The 17437-nt window shown below is 58.9% G+C and carries 13 protein-coding genes; 4 read left to right on the forward strand and 9 right to left on the reverse strand.

Translation table 11 applies throughout. The features are described from left to right. From FHS83_RS14930 to FHS83_RS14945, 4 genes are all read right to left on the reverse strand, one after another. Positions 1 to 1776 (reverse strand): GAF domain-containing sensor histidine kinase, encoded by a 1776-nt coding sequence (locus FHS83_RS14930; protein ID WP_167083735.1) that lies wholly within the window; start codon positions 1774 to 1776, stop codon positions 1 to 3. Further along, a complete protein-coding gene (locus FHS83_RS14935; RefSeq protein WP_167083736.1) occupies positions 1757 to 3316 on the reverse strand; it encodes a methyl-accepting chemotaxis protein in 1560 nt (519 codons plus the stop codon). The genes FHS83_RS14930 and FHS83_RS14935 overlap by 20 nt, the downstream gene beginning before the upstream one ends. Positions 3317 to 3474: 158 nt before the next feature. Further along, complete coding sequence (locus FHS83_RS14940) at positions 3475 to 4833, reverse strand: Gfo/Idh/MocA family protein (RefSeq protein ID WP_167083737.1); 1359 nt, start codon at positions 4831 to 4833, stop codon at positions 3475 to 3477. Between the two features lie 12 nt (positions 4834 to 4845). After that, a complete protein-coding gene (locus FHS83_RS14945) occupies positions 4846 to 6003 on the reverse strand; it encodes a Gfo/Idh/MocA family protein (RefSeq protein WP_167083738.1) in 1158 nt (385 codons plus the stop codon). 213 nt (positions 6004 to 6216) lie between these two features. On the opposite strand from FHS83_RS14945, the gene upp reads away from it, so the two are divergent. From upp to FHS83_RS14960, 3 genes are all read left to right on the forward strand, one after another. Then, a complete protein-coding gene (upp, locus tag FHS83_RS14950) occupies positions 6217 to 6858 on the forward strand; it encodes a uracil phosphoribosyltransferase (RefSeq protein ID WP_167083739.1) in 642 nt (213 codons plus the stop codon). A gap of 259 nt (positions 6859 to 7117) precedes the next feature. Beyond that, complete coding sequence (locus FHS83_RS14955; protein ID WP_167083740.1) at positions 7118 to 8989, forward strand: methyl-accepting chemotaxis protein; 1872 nt, start codon at positions 7118 to 7120, stop codon at positions 8987 to 8989. 145 nt (positions 8990 to 9134) lie between these two features. Then, positions 9135 to 10988, forward strand: a complete 1854-nt coding sequence (locus FHS83_RS14960; RefSeq protein ID WP_167083741.1) for a methyl-accepting chemotaxis protein — start codon at positions 9135 to 9137, stop codon at positions 10986 to 10988. A gap of 2 nt (positions 10989 to 10990) precedes the next feature. On the opposite strand, the gene FHS83_RS14965 is transcribed toward FHS83_RS14960, so the two are convergent. After that, positions 10991 to 11800 (reverse strand): AraC family transcriptional regulator, encoded by an 810-nt coding sequence (locus FHS83_RS14965; protein ID WP_167083742.1) that lies wholly within the window; start codon positions 11798 to 11800, stop codon positions 10991 to 10993. 91 nt (positions 11801 to 11891) lie between these two features. Here FHS83_RS14965 and FHS83_RS14970 point away from each other — a divergent pair, with 91 nt between their 5' ends. Beyond that, on the forward strand, positions 11892 to 12656 hold the full coding sequence (locus tag FHS83_RS14970; RefSeq protein WP_167083743.1) for a class I SAM-dependent methyltransferase: 765 nt from the start codon (positions 11892 to 11894) through the stop codon (positions 12654 to 12656). Here FHS83_RS14970 and glgA read toward each other — a convergent pair. From glgA to FHS83_RS14990, 4 genes are all read right to left on the reverse strand, one after another. Next, positions 12653 to 14155 (reverse strand): glycogen synthase GlgA, encoded by a 1503-nt coding sequence (gene glgA / locus FHS83_RS14975; protein WP_167083744.1) that lies wholly within the window; start codon positions 14153 to 14155, stop codon positions 12653 to 12655. The two genes, FHS83_RS14970 and glgA, sit on opposite strands and share 4 nt — an antisense overlap. Beyond that, positions 14152 to 15411, reverse strand: a complete 1260-nt coding sequence (gene glgC / locus FHS83_RS14980; RefSeq protein WP_167083745.1) for a glucose-1-phosphate adenylyltransferase — start codon at positions 15409 to 15411, stop codon at positions 14152 to 14154. Before glgC ends, glgA begins: the two co-directional genes overlap by 4 nt. A 205-nt stretch (positions 15412 to 15616) precedes the next feature. After that, positions 15617 to 15955, reverse strand: a complete 339-nt coding sequence (locus FHS83_RS14985) for a P-II family nitrogen regulator (RefSeq protein ID WP_167083746.1) — start codon at positions 15953 to 15955, stop codon at positions 15617 to 15619. An 8-nt stretch (positions 15956 to 15963) separates the two neighbouring features. Continuing rightward, positions 15964 to 17181 (reverse strand): ammonium transporter, encoded by a 1218-nt coding sequence (locus FHS83_RS14990; RefSeq protein WP_167083747.1) that lies wholly within the window; start codon positions 17179 to 17181, stop codon positions 15964 to 15966. Between the last annotated feature and the right edge of the window lie 256 nt (positions 17182 to 17437).

Genomic DNA, 17437 nt, shown 5'->3' on the forward strand with positions numbered 1-17437 from the left:
CTAGCGGACTTTCCGTTCCACGCGCGAGACGTCTTTCGCCCGGAACTCGCCCCACACTTTGGTCCCTGATCCGGGCGTGCTTTCGATGTGGAAATCGGCGCCGTGATATTCGATCAGGGCTTTGGCGATGGGAAGGCCAAGGCCGGTGCCGTCCCGCTCGCTGGCGACGTCCATATGCGCTTGGCCGAAGGGCTCGAGTGCCGTGGCGATGCCTTGCGCATCCATACCGGCGCCATTGTCTTCCACGCCAAGCGACAACCCGCCTGAAATCAGGCGCTTGGCGAAAAGGCGAACATCGCCGCCTTCATTGGTGAATTTGACGGCGTTGGAAAGGAAATTCACCAGGGCTTGGCGAAGTGCACGCGCATCCGCATAGAGCATTACATCCGTGGGGACGTCGAGTTTCAGCGAAACGCCTTTAGCAAGTGCCTGCGGTCGGACCAGCAATAGGGCGCTGTCACAAAGCTCGTCGAGTCGCACCGAGTTGCGATGCAATTCGAAGCGCTGAGCCTCGATTTTCGCCATGTCGAGCACATCATTGATCAGGCTCAAGAGATGTTCGCCGGATTTGTAGATGTCGTTGATATAGTCCTCATAACGCGGCGGCGTAATCGGGCCATAGACGCGGCTCCGGATCAGATCAGAAAACCCGATAATCGCGTTCAGGGGGGTGCGCAGTTCATGACTCATGCTTGCCAGGAAACGGCTCTTGGCAATATTGGCAGCCTCGGCGGCTATTTTTGCACTCTCCAGCTCTCGCTCGTGCTTTTTCTGTTCGGTTATATCAATCAGCGCACCGACCACATGCTGGCTCGTGGCATATTCATCGGAAACCAAGCAGCCGATATTGAGGAGGGTGCGTTCTTCGTCGGTATCCGCACGCCGAATGCGAATTGTGGAATGCCAAGGACTGTTGAACGGGGGATCAGGATAATTGGGCATATTTGCCCGAACAATATGACGGTCTTCTGGGACGATCAGTTCTAGAAAATTGGCGTAAGTGGATTCGAAATTGTCATCCACCCCCAACAGTTCACGCAGTTGCGGCGACCACACGTCTCTCGGTTTTGCCGTATCGGCATCATAGGTCCCAATCCCAAGCGCCTCAGTCCCGAGCCGCCAGCGTGCATCCACCGCTTTCAAGTCACGCTCTCGTCGCGCCGCCACAATGGCGAGTCGCACCAGTTTGAGGCAGGACTGGATGAGCTGCTCTTCCTCCCGGGTGGGCGCCCGCGGCTCACGGTAGTAAAGGGCCAGCGTTGCAAGCACGCTACCGTCCCGATGCATAACTGGTGTCGACCAGCAGGCGTATAGGCCATGCGGTAAAGCCAGGTCTCGAAACGGCGCCCATAGAGGATCCGTCGCGATATCGGTCACGACAACAGGTTTTTTAAGGTAGGCAGCGGTCCCGCAAGATCCTATCTGTGGGCCAATCGGCACTCGCGTCAGGTGGGCGAGATAAGCCGGGGGCAGGCTGGGCGAAACCAGCGGGGTCAGATTTTCTCCGTCCGGGGTAACCGTCATGATCGAGCACAGCATGGCCGGGCAGGTGCTTTCGATCAGGGCTGCGACTGCACCCAAGGTTTCCTGCAACGACGCGCCATCGGACATCCCCTCCAGAATTTCATTCTGGACGGCAAGCAGGCGCTGCGCTGAAAAAAGTTCGTTCAGGATACGACTCCGCGAGGGGCAGTACGCGACCCAAACTAACGGTGCTTCGGTTACTAAAGTCAAAACTGGCCGTAATCTCGGCTTATCAAAATTCGCTCCAGTCATTTTGGGGCTGTAGGCGGGTGATTTGTACGACGTTCGTATCGCGAACCGGGGGAGGCGCGGCGGGGCGCCGGACGGACGCCGCTCCGGTTCGGAAAAACGCCATTTGCTGGGAAAGTGTCTGCGCCTCGCCTGCGAGCTGGCGGGCGGCATTGGTGGATTCACCTACCATCGCCGCGTTTTGCTGGGTGACCTGATCCATTTGGTTGACAGCTACGTTCACCTGCTCGATGCCGATGGCTTGCTGTTCGGCCGCTTGGGCCATTTCGCCGATCAGGCTGTTGATGCCCGTCACTTGTTCGGCGATCCTGGACAAGGCTTCGCCTGTGGCGCCCACCAGCTTGACGCCAGAGGCTACATGATCGCTGGCGGTCTGGATTAAGGTCTTGATCTGCTTTGCGGCTTCGCTCGAGCGTTGAGCCAGTGCGCGCACTTCGCTTGCCACTACGGCGAAACCTTTGCCCGCTTCTCCCGCGCGCGCCGCTTCCACGCCCGCGTTGAGCGCGAGGAGGTTGGTCTGGAACGCGATTTCGTCAATGACGCCGATAATCTCGGTGATCTCGCGCGAGGACTGGGAAATCGCGTCCATGGCGTCGATCGCGGTGTCGACCACCTGCGCGCCATTCTCGGCCGCGGCTTTGGCGGTCTTCACGCCAGAATGCGCGTCATGCGCATTGGCGGCGGTCTTTTTGACGGTAGCGGTGATCTCTTCCAGGGCGGCGGCGGTTTGCTCCAGGCTCGCCGCCTGTTGCTCGGTGCGGCGCGAGAAATTATCGGCAGAGCGTGAGATTTCTTCCGCGTTGCTGGTGATAGTCGTGGCTTCTGTACTCACGTTTTGGATGGTCTTTTGGAGATGATCCAGCGCATCGTTGAAGTGCTGACGCAGAGCTTCATAGCTTCCGCCAAGCGAATGATCGATCCGGGCCGTCAGATTGCCTTCCGACAGGTGCTTTAGGGCCTCGGTCACGGAGGCAACGACGTCTTCCTGCTGCAATTGAATGGCGGTGTAGTCCGTCATCCAGTCCACGACCTTCACAAGTTTTCCATTCAGGTCGTAGACTGGTGTGTAGTTATTTAAGACATAAATTTCGCGCCCCCCAGCGGCTTTACGCTTATATTGTTGCTGGACATATTCGCCGCGCGCCAGCCGGGCCCAATATTGGCGATAGTCGTCGCTGATGGCGGTTTCGGCATCCACAAATATGGAGTGGGGGCGCCCGATGCACTCGCTCTCGCAATAGCCCAGCATCTCCAGCGCAGACGGGTTCACCGAGAGAATAGTACCGTCCGGCTTGTATTCGATCACTTGGCGCGTGCGGTTCAGCCCGTCTAGTTTCCATTCAAACTCATTGAGCCGTTTCAAATCGGCATAAGCGGTTTTGATCCCGGCTATGCCTGCCAATGCGGTCAGCACGCCCACGACTGCTAGCTCGGTAGACGTGCCGTTTCCAGCTATGAAATGAAAGTAGATCAATGCCGCAAACGGCACAGCAAACGTGCACAGAACAAGCACTGTGCGCAGAACAGACGGCTTTGCAGCCATGAAATCATCCCCCCGAACGATTTCGCCGGAAACACACACGGCGAGTGGGAGAGTCTTGTCACGGCCAAGTTGATTTTGGTTTAATCAAACGAGGGTAAGAAGAAAATTGAGGGGTAGATTTCTCCGCCCCACAATTTTCTTAGCCGCAGCCGGAAGAGCTATTCAAATGTGTATGGTGGCCGCATCGGGCGGCTCAGCATGGCATTGGCTTCGTCGTCATTCTTGAAGCGCTCTTTCACTGGATCCCAAGTAAGGCGGCGCTTCAAATGCATGGCGATGAAGTGCAGCAGACAGGTCGAATTCGCGCGATGACCGATTTCGGCATCGGTTGCCATGGGCGCGCCTGTCAGAATCGCGCGCACCCAATCGGCATGTTGTTCGGGGCTGGCATGGAGATGGATTTCATTCGGGCCAATCACGCTATCCAAAATTTTCGGATCGGATGCCGCGAAAGAGGGCGGAGCCGCGACGGTCGATTTAGGATCGGAAGCTGTCGCGCTGCCGCTGCGGGCGACAAAGATCCAGCCTTTTTCGCCGATGAACTTTACCCCGTTCGGAAAATCACCTGAAATGTCCATGGTCACGCCATTGGCGTAGCGCGCATGGGTAAGGAATTTGCCATGCACATTCCAAAGCCCGCTTTTGGGGAACTCCGCTTCGCCCCAAATTTCGACCGGCCCTGAATGCTCCATATCCATCGCCCAATGGGCGGTGTCGACATGGTGTGAGCCCCAGCCGGTGATCATCCCGGCAGTGAATTGTTCGCAGCGCAGCCAGCCGGGGCGATCGAAGCTGTCCTGCGGATGCACGCGCATTTCTGTGTAATAGACTTCGGGTGTCGAGCCGAGCCAGGCATCGTAATTGAGATTTGGCGGTACGGGCTGCTGCGGTGCCTCGGGGCCGGACGGATCGCCGGGCAAGCCAATCTCGACATGTTTCAGCGCGCCGATACGGCCATTGCGGACGAGTTCGCAGGCTTTGCGAAATTGCGGCCAGGGATCGTCGGAACGCTGTTGTGAGCCGATCTGCAAAAGCTTGCCTGTCTTTTTTACCTCATCGGCCATGATGCGGCCTTCGGCGATGGTGAGCGCGGCGGGCTTCTGCAGATAGATATGCTTTCCAGCGCGCGCCGCATGCACGGCAAGGGTGGCGTGCTGGTGATCTGGTGTCGAGATGATCACCGTGTCGAGGTCTTTATTCGCAAGAAGCTCGCGATAATTCGCATAGGTGATTGTGGCGTTCCAGGATTTGCCGCTCTGGCTCGTATAAGTCTCATCGACCAATTGCTTGCCAAGGGCGAGGCGCTTGGAATCGACATCGCAGACCGCCAGAACCTGCGCCCCGGAAATTTTGAAGACCTCTTTCAAATCGTGACCGCGGCTGATGCGGCCGACACCGATGGCGCCAATATTAAGCCGCGCATTGGCGCCGAAGGCACGCTCCGGGATGATGGCGGGAAAGGCCGCGAGCGCGAGACCTGCTTTAAGGATGCCGCGGCGGGAAAGAGTGCTGGTCATGTGGCATCCTCCTTACGCGATCACGGGGTTGGTGGCGATTTTCTGTGCCGTCAGCACCAACTCGGCCGTGAGCAGGGCCTCATCCTGGTTCTGCGCCGTTTCGGTGCGATGGATGATGTCCGACACGAATTGCGGCCCGAACGGTAGCACCACATTGTTGCAGTCGATGAAGCGCACGCCTTTCTTGTCCACCATGAAAAGGTGATTGCCGCCGGATCGTCCGGCGATATCGGTGTATTTGCGCAGTTCGATATAGCCCTCGGTGCCGAGCAGGAAGAGCCGCCCGTCGCCCCAGGTGGAAAGCCCATCCGGCGTGAACCAATCGACCCGTATATACCCCGTGCCGCCGTTACCTACCGCGACCATATCCCCGAAATCCTCGAACTCCGGCTTTTCAGGATGGGCGACGTTCCCGGCTTGCGCAGCTACGACGCGCGCTGAGGTGGATTTGGTGTAGTAGAGGAATTGCTCGATTTGATGCGAGCCGATGTCGGTGAGAATCCCGCCATAGCGGTTCTTGTGCCAGAACCATTCCGGCCGTCCACCAGCATCTGCGTTACCGATCCGGTGTGGGGCGAGGTTGACGGTCTGGATCACCTTGCCGATGGCGCCTTGCTCAACCAGATACCCGGCCTGGATCGCGGCTTTCACCTCCAGCCGCTCCGAATACATGATGGCGAACTTTTTCTTGGTCTCCTTGACCGTCTTGCGCACCTCGGCAAGCTGCTCGAGTGACGTGATCGCGGGCTTGTCGGAAAGAAAATCCTTGCCCGCTTTCATCACCCGAATGCCGAGTGGGGCGCGCAGGTCCGGAATAGGGGCGCCCGCCACCAGCTTGATGGTCTTGTCCGAGAGGATCTCGTCCTCGCTTTTGGCGAGCGGAACGTCACCGAACTGGGCCCGAAAATCGGCGATATGTTTGGGATCGGTGGCATAGAACTTCTTCAGCCGCCCGCCGCCGCGCTTGATCGCGGCTGTCATGCCCATGATGTGATAATGGTCCAGACCGATGACGCCGAAATCAATCGCCTGTTTGGCGAAAGGGGCGGCGTCAAAGCCCGGCGCGGCGCTTTCTTCGGCAACACCCTTGCCCGGTTCGGCCAGCGCGGGCATGGCGCTCATCATCCCCGCGGCCAAAAGCAGGGCTCTGCGGTCAACAGCTTCGCTCATAGGTTTTCTCCCCGAAATCCGGTTTGTTTTTGATACCGGTATCATGTCGCACTATAACACTCGGCCGAAGGGCCGGGGAGGGCCGCGCCATCACATTCTCTTGCGGGGCTCTTGCGGGCTTTCCACACCTAATTAGGTCGGGAAATGCCCTTGCGGCTTGCACTTGGCTTTAGCTTGTCCATAACTCGATCAGGGATTTCAGCGAGGCAAGCCATGCCCAAGACCTTTCCGGGCGTCACCGTCGTAGACCATCCATTGGTCCAGCATAAGCTCACGCTGATGCGCCGCACGTCTACATCGACCAAGCAGTTCCGCGAGCTGCTCAACGAGATTGGCATGCTGATCTGTTACGAGATCACGCGCGAATTGCCGACAGAGCTGATCGACATCGAAACGCCGCTCTCGCCCATGAAATCCCCGGTGATCGAGGGCAAAAAGCTGGTGTTCGCGCCGATCCTGCGCGCCGGAATGGGCTTTCTGGATGGAATGCAGAACCTCATCCCGTCGGCCCGTGTCGCCTTTATCGGCCTTTACCGCGATCCGACCTCGCTTAAGAGCGTCGAATACTATTTCAAGGCGCCAGAGGACGTGGCAGACCGCTTGGTGGTTGTGATGGACCCCATGCTGGCGACTGGCAATTCGGCCATTGCCGCGGTGGATATGCTGAAAGACAAGGGCGTTACCAAGCTTCGCCTGATGTGCCTTCTGGCGGCCCCCGAAGGGGTGGAGAAGTTCACCAAGGCCCATCCGGACGTGCATGTCTGGACAGCGGCGGTCGACGACCATCTCAACGATCACGGCTATATCGTCCCCGGCCTCGGCGATGCGGGTGACCGCATGTTCGGCACCAAATAGCCGATTTAACCCATCCGCCTACGGAATATTTGCGTATACGTAACATCCCTAGCTAGGGGTATTGCGTATGTGCACGCATACGCATTTTGCGGGCAGAAAATTCCGCGAAAATGACGGAAAAACGCGGTGTATATACGGTTAACTTCTCCCGGTCCTTTGTCTGTATACGCCAAAAGTAGAATTACTATAAACAAATTCGAAATCTCGCATCGCGCATACGTCGTTGAACCTTCAACTAGATTTCGCGCGGAGCAGATACGTGAACTGGAAAGACTTTTCCGTTTCCAAGAAAGTCATTGGCGCTTTTGCCATTGTCCTGGCGACCACCATCGCTTTGGGTTTGCTCGCGCTCGGTGACCTTTCACGGCTGAATAACGACGCCAAGGATCTGCGCACCAACTGGCTGCCATCCATTCAATATCTGGGAGACGTGCAATACGTCGCGACGCGCTATCGGGCTTATGAAGCCTCCATGCTTCTGGTGGAAGGCGATCAGGCGGCGATTGATAACCGCACCCGCATGTCGCTCGGCCAGCAGGTCGATAAGTATTTGGATGAGTATGAGCGTTTGGTCACCGACGATCACGAGCGCCAGCTCTTCAATGCGCTGAAGGAAAAATGGACCACTTATCGCCAGATGGACGCCAAGCTTGTGGAGATCTATCAGGCGCAAGGGGCGAAAGCGGGGTCAGATTTCCTGACACACGACATGCGCACCAGCTTCAAGGCGCTGCTCGATGTGTTGCAGGATGCCGTCAAATATAACCGCGATGGCGGTGAGGCGTCCGGCAAGCATGGCGAGGCGACGTTTGACTCGTCTCGCCTGATCATCCTCTTCTCGCTCGCCGCCGCCGCGCTTTTGTGCAGCCTCGCGGGATGGGCGCTTATCCGCGGTGTTTCCACGCCGTTGGGGCATATGACCGGCGCCATGGGGGAGCTGGCGCGCGGCAATCTCAATGCCGCCGTTCCCTGCGCCGGGCAGAAAGATGAAATCGGTGCGCTTGCGGAAGCCATGACGAGTTTCAAGAACCAGCTCGCGGCGGCCGAACGCGCCAAGGCGGAGCAGACCAAGATCATTGTCGAGAGTATCGGTCAGGGTCTCTCCCGTCTTGCGGAAGGCGATCTCACCCATCAAGTGACGGCCGATCTCAGCGGTGAGTTCGCTAAGCTGAAGAGCGATTTCAACAGCGCTATCGAGCGCCTGCGCGACACGATGCAGAGTGTGCTGGACTCCACCTACCAGATCGCGAGCAATGCGAGCGAGATTTCCATTGCGGCGGACGACCTTTCGCGGCGCACCGAGCAGCAGGCAGCTGGTCTCGAAGAAACCGCAGCCGCTTTGGAAGAGATCACCGCGACGGTGAAAACGACAACCGCGAACACGCGTGAAGTCACCGTAAATGTCACGAGCGCGAAAGCGGCGGCGGAAAATGGCGGTCGTGTGGTGGAAACCGCCGTCAAGGCGATGGATGCCATTGCACAGTCTTCCAAGCAGATTACCGACATCATCGGCGTGATCGACGAGATCGCTTTCCAGACAAATTTGCTCGCCTTGAACGCGGGCGTGGAAGCCGCACGTGCCGGCGATGCCGGACGAGGGTTCGCGGTGGTGGCATCGGAAGTGCGCGCTCTGGCGCAACGCTCCTCGGAAGCCGCCAAGGAGATCAAGGCGCTGATTAACACCTCGTCGGAGCAAGTTGGCGCGGGGGTGAAATATGTCGGCGAATCCGGAGAGGCGCTGAAGCGCATCGTCGATCAGGTGGTGCAGATCAATGCGGTGGTCGGCGAGATGGCCTCCGCTGCGGAACAGCAGGCGACGGGGATCGAGCAGGTCAACATCGCGGTCAGCCATATGGATCAGGCGACCCAGCAAAACGCCGCGATGGTGGAAGAATCCACCGCCGCTTCGCGCAGCCTTGCGGGTGAGACCAAGAAACTGACGGAGATCGTCTCCTTCTTCCGTGTCGGGGAGCGAAACCGTGTTGCCGAAACGGTCTCGGCGCGTCCGGTGAAAGCTGTTTCCCGCCCCCCTGTCACGCCGCGCCGTGCCAATCGTGTTGGGGCTGCGAGGCTTGCAGCGAAACCGCAAGTTTCTACGGCGGCAGAAACCAGTGATTGGTCAGAGTTTTAAGCGTCAAAACACGAGCTAAATGAGAAAGTTATCCGGGTACGGAAATATACCTACCGTGACTATTTTGACCGTACCCAGATCAATTGGGGCCACAATTTATTAATGTACCAGACTTAACGTGCAGGAAGCCTATCCGGAGGCCTCCATGGCGTTGAAAGATATATCTGTTCGAAACAAAGTGATTGGCGCATTCGCGGTTGTTCTCGCCGCGACCATCGCGCTCGGAATGTTCGCGATCATCAATCTCGGTCGCCAGGCGGCTGAGGCCGACGAACTGCGCACGGATTGGCTTCCATCCATCAGCTCGCTGGGAAATTTCCAATATCAAATTACACGTTATCGCTCGTTCCAGGCCTCTATTCTGATGGTTCCTGCAGAGCAGCGCGAAAAGGATACCAAAACGCGCATTGCCGTGATGGAAGCGGCCGATAAAGCGCTGGGGCAATATCTGACGATGGTGGACTCCCCGGAAGAGCGCGAGCTCGCTGAGACCATCAAAGCCAAGTGGGCTGAATACAAGCCGACCGACGACAAGCTCATCGCGATCTTCAATGCCAAGGGGCAGGCGGACGCGAACTATTTCCTCACCCATGAATCGCGGACGATCTTCAACCAGTTGAAGGACGCTGTCGAAAAAGACGTCGAGTTCAACCGCAAGGGCGGCGAGGCCGCGGCCATCCGCGCCGACCAAACCTATAAGTCGGCGCGTCTTTTGATCATGCTAGCCTTAGGTCTTGCCTCGGCTTTGTGCTGCGCGGCGGGTTGGATTTTGATCCGTGGTGTCTCCGCGCCTTTGTCGGCCATGACGGACGCCATGGATGGCCTCGCGCGGGGCAACCTTAATGCGGACGTCCCTTGTACGGACCAGGAGGACGAAATCGGCAAGCTTGCTGGGGCCATGACGAGTTTCAAACATCAGCTCGCGGATGCCGAACGCGCCAAGGCAGAGCAGACGAGGCTTATCGTCGACAGTATCGGTCAAGGACTTTCAAATCTCGCCAAAGGCGATCTTACCCACCAGATCACCGCCGATCTCACCGGCGAATTTGCCAAGCTTAAGACCGATTTCAACGCTGCCATCCAGCGTTTGCGTGACACCATGCAGAACGTTCTGGATTCGGCGCATCAGATCGATTCCAATGCGGGAGAGATTTCCTCTGCTGCCGATGATCTTTCTCGCCGTACCGAACAGCAGGCAGCTGGCCTGGAAGAAACCGCAGCGGCGCTGGAAGAGATCACCGCTACCGTCAAGAAGACGAGTGAAAACACCCGCGAAGTCACGGCCAATGTCGCTTCCGCGAAGACGGCTGCCGAGGACGGCGGGCGTGTGGTTGAGACGGCGGTCAAGGCGATGGATGCCATCGCGCAATCGTCCAAGCAAATCACCGACATCATTGGTGTGATCGATGAAATCGCTTTCCAGACCAATCTTCTCGCCTTGAATGCGGGCGTCGAGGCAGCTCGCGCGGGCGATGCAGGTCGAGGTTTCGCTGTGGTGGCCTCGGAAGTGCGCGCGCTGGCGCAGCGCTCTTCGGATGCGGCCAAGCAGATCAAAGCGTTGATCAATACCTCTTCCGAACAGGTCGGAGCCGGCGTGAAATATGTCGGCGAATCCGGCGCAGCGCTGAAGCGCATCGTGGAGCAGGTGGTGCAGATCAACGCCGTGGTGGGCGAGATGGCGCTTGCAGCCGAACAGCAGGCGACCGGTATCGAGCAGGTCAACGCCGCCGTCAGTCAGATGGACCAGGCGACCCAGCAGAATGCCGCGATGGTGGAAGAATCTACCGCCGCTTCGCGCAGCTTGGCGGGCGAGACCAAGAAGCTGACCGAGATCGTCTCGTTCTTCAGCGTCGGCGGGCAAAATAGATCTGTCGCGCCGTCGCGTCAGACCCGCGTCACCCCCACTACACGTCCTGTGGTTCGTTCCGGCAATCGGGCGCTTGCGCAAAAGGCCCAACCCAAGGCGGAAGCCGAAGCCAGCGATTGGGCGGAGTTCTGAACCTAGTGCCGGCGATACAGCCTAGTGCGATACGCACTGGGCGTTTCGCCGGTGATGCGGGCGAAGGCTTGCGCGAAAGCACTCAACGAGGAAAACCCAACTTGTAACGCGGTCTCGGTGACTCTCTCGCCCTCCGCCAACAGCCGCATGGCCGTGAGAATCTTGGCCTGCGTCAGCCAGTTCTGCCACGACATTCCCGTCACTTCGGAAAATCTGCGGCGCAGACTGCGTTCGGAGAGATGGGCGGCGGCGGCTGCCTGTGTCGCCTGAGCTTGCGCGAGATTGGCTATGGCATACTCCATCGCGCGGCTGATCGCGGCGTCGTGCACGCGGGGTAAACGCAGCGGCTCTTCCTCTGTCAGGCGCTCGGCGCAAATCAGCGACAGAGTCGAAAAATAGCTCTGAGCAACGGCATCATCTTTTGCCGATCCTGGTTGCCAGCGGCGCGCATGCAGGATCATCTCGCGCAAAAGCGTATCGACGATGAGGAAGCGCAGGCGACCTTCCGTAGGGCTGCTGCTGCTTGGTGCCAAATACAGCGAAATGCCTTCGGCATCAGTCAATTGTGTACGATGCGGCAGCCCTGCTGGTATCCAGGCGGCGCGTGCTGCGGGTAGGGCATAGTTCGCGTCAGAAGTTTCCAGATGAACCATGCCATGCACGCTGTACAAAAGCTGATCATATTCGTGGCTGTGCCAGCCATAGAAAATGCGCGGGTGTGGATCGCAGAAAGCAAATCCGGTGCCTGATGGCGCGGAAAGACCGACCTCCTTCAGGAAATGCGTGGTTTGCTGCTCATCGAGCGTGTGCATGGCCGATTGCCGTTGAATTATGGCCGCCAAGCGTTAGCGGCTGTCTCGGAGCCAATGATACTGACGCTCTGCTGTCAAGAGGAGCAGACCCATGAGGGACGCAGACCCGCATAATGCGAAAGTTGTCGACCAGTTTACCCGCTGGGCGGAACGTTTTTCGAAAGAACCGCTTCACGCCGAACCAGATGCGATGCAGCGGCTTCTTGCGGCGGTTGCGCCACAATCTTCGTCGCGCGTTCTCGATGTCGCTTGCGGTCCCGGTATCGTGGCCTGCGCACTGGCCCGCTACGCGGCGAAGGTAACGGGCGTTGATCTCACCGCGGCTATGCTGGAAGAGGCGAAGCTCCGTCAGGAACGAGAGGGGCTCACCAATCTCACCTGGATGCAAGCTGATGCCACTGAGCTGCCTTTCGGCGATGAGTGCTTCGATGTCGTTGTGACGCGCTACAGTTTTCACCATATGCGCCAGCCAGAGAAAGCCTTATCCGAGATGCGGCGCGTCTGCCGCGCGGGTGGTCGTGTGGTGGTGGTGGATGCGACGCCAACGACGGAAACCCAATTGGCTTACGACGCTATGGAGACGCTGCGTGATCCCTCGCATGCCAGCGCCTTGACGGTTGCACAGATCCGTCACTACGCCAAAGATCTCGGCTTGAAGGAAGTCGCTTATGATTTCCATTGGCTGGAGGCCGCGCTTGAGCCCTTGGCGGATCAGGATCGGATGGGCGCGCTAACCGCCGTATTCAATGCGGATATCGAAAGCGGAGCGGACCTCATCGGCGTCAAGGCGCGCCGCACAGAGAGCGGCATTCGCTTCAGTTTTCCGATTTCCGTATTTGCGTGGCTAAGAGATTAGCCGCTAACGGCTTCCTGAAGAGGTTCTTCCGGCGCGGGCTCTTCAGCCAATTCAGGCGCGTTCTTTTTGGCGAAGCGGCGGTAGAGTTCAGCATAGCGCTGGCCGCTGCGACGCCAGGAAAAATCCATCCGCATGCCTTGTTCCTGAAGCGCTTTCCAAGTCGGGCGGTCCTGATAGCGATAGATCGCGTGAGAGAGGACTCGCGACAGCGTATCGTGATTGACCTCATCGAAGAGGAAGCCCGTGGCTACGCCCGCAGAAAGCGCCGCCTCATTGGCATCGATGATGGTGTCCGCGAGGCCGCCCGTATGCGCCGCAATCGGCACGCAGCCATAGCGCAAGCCATATAGCTGCGTCAGCCCGCAAGGTTCAAAGCGCGAGGGCACCAAAATCGCATCCGATCCGCCTTGCAGAAGATGCGAAAGCTCCTCGTCATACCCAATCTTGACGCCGATCCGCCCCTTGAAGCGTTTGGCCGCGTCCATGAAGGCGTTTTCGATGTAGTGCTCGCCCGTACCGATCAAAGCCAGGCGTCCACCCATGGTGACAATGTTCTCCGCCATCCCGGCGAGCACATCCATGCCTTTCTGCGTCGTAAGGCGACTGACGACGCAGAAAATGGGCCCCGTGCCGCCGTCCAGATCGAAGGCCTTTTCGACCTGCAAACGATTTTGCAAACGGCGGTTCAGGGTCAGGCGCTCATATTGCGCCAGAAGGTGCGGGTCCTCGGCGGGATTCCAGACCTCGGTGTCGATACCGTTGACGATGCCATAGACGCGGTCGCGCCTTGCCCGCACCAGGCCTTCCAGCCCCATACCGAAATGCGCGTCTCCGATTTCTTCGGCATAGGTCGGGCTTACCGTGGTGATGGCGTCGGCGCAGAACAGCCCGGCTTTCAAGAAGCCGACGCCGCCATAATATTCGACACCATGCATGGAATAGGCATGCCAGGGCAGGCCAAGCCAAACGAAGATATCGTTGGGAAACCAGCCCGCGAAAGCGATGTTATGCACCGTCATGATGCTCGGCACATGGGCGCCATCGTAGTGCAGATACGCCGGCGCCATCGCCGCCTGCCAATCATGGGCATGCAGCACATCGAAGCTGGGCATGTTGAACTTGCCCTGCGCGACATCCGCGGCAGCGCGGGAGAAGGCTCCGAAACGGCGCCAGTTATCATCCCAGTCTTTGCCGCTGGCATCGCAATAAGGTCCGCCCGGACGATCATAAAAGCCGGGCAGGTCGAGCACGATCAGCTTCAGCTTGCCCGCCCAGCCACTGAGGATCTGCGCCTTTTCGCCGAACAAGCTGTCATAGCTGTGCAGCACCACCGCATCGCGCAGCGCCTTCATTACCGAGGGGTAGCCGGGAAGGAAGGTCGTGACCTCCACGCCATGCGGGGCCAAGGCTGATGGTAGCGCTCCCGCAACGTCTCCAAGCCCGCCCGTTTTCACCAGGGGATAGGCTTCGGAGACGACGGAGAGGACTTTTAAGCTCATGACAGCCGGTCGATCATCGCCTGAGTTATAAGACACACACCAGATTCAGTACGCCTGAAACGCTTGGCATCGAGTTCCGGGTCCTCGCCCACCACCATTCCTTCCGGGATGATGACGTCACGGTCCAGAACCACTTTGCGCAAGCGTGCCGAGCGGCCAATATAGCAGCGCGGCAGGATAACAGCATCCTCCAGAACCGAGAAGCTGTTGGCTCGTACGCCGGTGAAGCAAAGGCAGCGGCGCAAATGCGCGCCCGAAATGATGCAGTCGCCGGAAACAAGAGAGGCCACAGCCGAACCGCGCCGTCCTTCCAGGTCGTGCACGAATTTGGCAGGCGGGGAGATTTCCGCATAGGTCCAAAGTGGCCATTTGCGGTCATAAAGGTCGAGCTTGGGTACCACATCGGTCAGGTCGATATTGGCTTCCCAATAGGCATCCACCGTCCCAACGTCACGCCAATAGGGTTCGCTTTCGCCTTCCGCACGGACGCAGGAGTCTGAGAATTTATGCGCCACCGCTTTGCCGTGTTTGACGAGGTAGGGGATGATGTCCTTACCGAAGTCGCGGCTGGAGCCCGGCGTGGCTGCATCGCGGCGGAGCTCTTCGAACAGCTTCTTGGTATTGAAGACATAGATGCCCATGGAGGCGAGGCAGGTATCGGGCTTGCCGGGAATGGTCGGCGGGTCAGAGGGCTTCTCGACGAAGCTCGTGATGATGCCTTTTTCGTCCACGCCCATCACCCCGAAGCCCTTGGCTTCTTCCTTGGAGACTTCCAGGCAGCCAATGGTGACGTCCGCGCCCGAATCCACGTGCTGGATGAGCATCAGCTCGTAATCCATCTTGTAGACGTGGTCGCCCGCCAGGATGACCATGTATTCGGGGTTGTTAGAGTGGATGATGTCGATGTTCTGGTACACCGCATCCGCCGTGCCCTGATACCAAAGGCCCTCCGACACGCGTTGCGAGGCAGGCAGAATGTCGAAGCTTTCGTTACGCTCGGGGCGGAAGAAGTTCCAGCCCGATTGCAGATGGCGGATCAGCGAATGGGCTTTGTATTGGGTAGCCACCGCAATGCGGCGGATGCCGGAGTTGACCGCATTGGAAAGAGCGAAATCGATGATGCGGGCTTTGCCGCCGAAATAGACCGCGGGCTTGGCGCGGACATCGGTGAGCTCCTTCAGCCGCGAGCCGCGGCCCCCCGCAAGCACATAGGCCATAGTATCTCGGGCCAGCGGGTATCTACGCTCCATAACCATCGGTCTCCCTGGGCGACACCAAATCGCGTGCGCGTCGCCATCATCCCTATCTCAGGCTGGCATTGTAAAGCCTGTTTTGCCAGCGAAAGTGTAAAGAAATCAGCGGCAAAAGATCAGATAACGGAGGAGTGTTCTGCCCCCGGTGTCAAACAAAAGCCCCCGCGCTTTCGCCGGGGGCTTAATGACTTCGGAAAACGTTTTCGCCTTACAGCGCGTCGCCGTCGCGCTCGCCGGTGCGCACGCGCAAGGCGGCTTCAAGGTCCAGCACAAAGATCTTGCCGTCGCCGATCTTGCCGGTATGGGCTGCTTTCTGAATCGCGGCGATAACCGCCTCAGCGCGCTCATCGGTGACCGCGACTTCGAGCTTGAGCTTTGGGATGAAGGAAATCGTGTATTCGGCACCGCGATAGACCTCTTTATGGCCTTTCTGACGGCCATAGCCGCGCACTTCGGTGACGGTCATGCCTTCCACGCCTGTCGCCAAAAGGGCGTCGCGGACGATTTCGAGGCGATGCGGCTGGATAATGGCGCTGATGAGCTTCATGGGATCTCCTAACCTGCTGAGTGGTATCCGGCTTCGCCATGGCTGGTGAAATCGAGGCCCTGGATTTCGCCCTCGCGTCCGATATGCCAACCGGCGACTTTCTTGACTGCTAGTATAATGAGAGCCGTCGCGATGAGCGACCAGGCGCCCACGATTGCCACGGCTTCAAGCTGAACCAGGAATTGGGCGCCAACACTGCGGGCGAGGGCTGTGCCGCCGTTGCCGAGCCCCGTCACAAACGGCAGAACCAAGCTGCCCAAGGCGCCGCCCACGCCATGCACCCCCAAAACGTCCAGCGCGTCATCGACCTTCATATGGCGTTTGACCACCAGCACCGCGCCATAGGTGACGAGCCCGCCCAGAATGCCCAGCACGACCGCGCCTTCGGGGCCCACATAGCCCGAAGCCGGGGTGATGGTGGCGAGCCCCGCCACCGTGCCGGTCACCGCGCCGACCAGGGACGGCTTGCCGAATTTGATCCATTCGATACCCATCCAGACACAGGTCGCGGTCGCAGCGGCAAGGTGGGTCGCCAGCATGGTCATGCCCGCATCCGCCCCCGCTTTCAGGGCCGAGCCAGCGTTGAAGCCGAACCAGCCAACCCAGAGGAAGGCCGCGCCGACCATCACCATCCAAGGCGCATGGGGCGGGTTGACGGAATGGGGGAAGCCGCGGCGCGGCCCCAGAGCCCAGGCGGCGAGGAGGGCGGAAAGCCCTGCCGTCAGATGCACCACGATGCCGCCCGCGAAATCCATTGCGCCCCATTGGGCGAGAAAGCCACCGCCCCAAATCCAGTGACAGGCTGGGGCATAGACCAGCACCAGCCAGAGGGCGGAAAAGAGCAGCACGGCGCCGAATTTGATGCGCTCCACATAGGCGCCGATGATCAGCGCCGGGGTGATGGCTGCGAAGGTCATCTGATACATCACAAAGACGCTTTCGGGGATGGCTGTGCCGGGATGGATGCTGCCGCGCGCCATATGGTTCAGGAACGCGGCCTTCAGATCGCCAATCCAGGCCCCCGAACCTGAGAAGCACTCGCTATATACAAAGACGAACCAGAAGAGGGAGACCATCGCGGCAATGGCGAAAGTCTGAAACAACACGGAAAGGATGTTTTTGGCCTGCACCAGCCCGGCATAGAAAAATCCCAGCGCGGGCAGGGTCATCATCAGCACCAGCGCGCTGGAGACCATCAGCCAAACCGTATCCGCCCCGTTGATCATCGCCCCTCCAAAGTCTTTTTGTTTATTGGCTAGGCAAGATGCAAATAAGAGCGCCGCACGCAACGCGGCATGTTGCCAAAGTTGTGGGCAATTTAGAAATATTGTTACGCGGGCCGTCAGGACCTAGTTTTCCCTCAATCGTCATGGGCTGGGCCTGACCCGGTCATCCAGCCTTCCACATAGCCTGGATGGCCGCCTCAAGGGCGGCCATGACGGGTGTTGAGCTAGGTGCGACCTAGAAACTGCCCCACAGGCT

The sequence above is a fragment of the Rhizomicrobium palustre genome (assembly GCF_011761565.1).
Taxonomy (GTDB): domain Bacteria; phylum Pseudomonadota; class Alphaproteobacteria; order Micropepsales; family Micropepsaceae; genus Rhizomicrobium; species Rhizomicrobium palustre.

What these genes read in the sequence shown, in the direction of transcription:
- FHS83_RS14965 (WP_167083742.1), bottom strand. Translation starts at nt 11,800, where the DNA reads ATGCACACGCTCGATGAGCAGCAAACCACGCATTTCCTGAAGGAGGTC.
- upp (WP_167083739.1), top strand. Translation starts at nt 6,217, where the DNA reads ATGCCCAAGACCTTTCCGGGCGTCACCGTCGTAGACCATCCATTGGTC.
- FHS83_RS14930 (WP_167083735.1), bottom strand. Translation starts at nt 1,776, where the DNA reads ATGACTGGAGCGAATTTTGATAAGCCGAGATTACGGCCAGTTTTGACT.
- FHS83_RS14990 (WP_167083747.1), bottom strand. Translation starts at nt 17,181, where the DNA reads ATGATCAACGGGGCGGATACGGTTTGGCTGATGGTCTCCAGCGCGCTG.
- FHS83_RS14960 (WP_167083741.1), top strand. Translation starts at nt 9,135, where the DNA reads ATGGCGTTGAAAGATATATCTGTTCGAAACAAAGTGATTGGCGCATTC.
- FHS83_RS14945 (WP_167083738.1), bottom strand. Translation starts at nt 6,003, where the DNA reads ATGAGCGAAGCTGTTGACCGCAGAGCCCTGCTTTTGGCCGCGGGGATG.
- FHS83_RS14935 (WP_167083736.1), bottom strand. Translation starts at nt 3,316, where the DNA reads ATGGCTGCAAAGCCGTCTGTTCTGCGCACAGTGCTTGTTCTGTGCACG.
- FHS83_RS14940 (WP_167083737.1), bottom strand. Translation starts at nt 4,833, where the DNA reads ATGACCAGCACTCTTTCCCGCCGCGGCATCCTTAAAGCAGGTCTCGCG.
- glgC (WP_167083745.1), bottom strand. Translation starts at nt 15,411, where the DNA reads ATGGTTATGGAGCGTAGATACCCGCTGGCCCGAGATACTATGGCCTAT.
- FHS83_RS14985 (WP_167083746.1), bottom strand. Translation starts at nt 15,955, where the DNA reads ATGAAGCTCATCAGCGCCATTATCCAGCCGCATCGCCTCGAAATCGTC.
- glgA (WP_167083744.1), bottom strand. Translation starts at nt 14,155, where the DNA reads ATGAGCTTAAAAGTCCTCTCCGTCGTCTCCGAAGCCTATCCCCTGGTG.
- FHS83_RS14970 (WP_167083743.1), top strand. Translation starts at nt 11,892, where the DNA reads ATGAGGGACGCAGACCCGCATAATGCGAAAGTTGTCGACCAGTTTACC.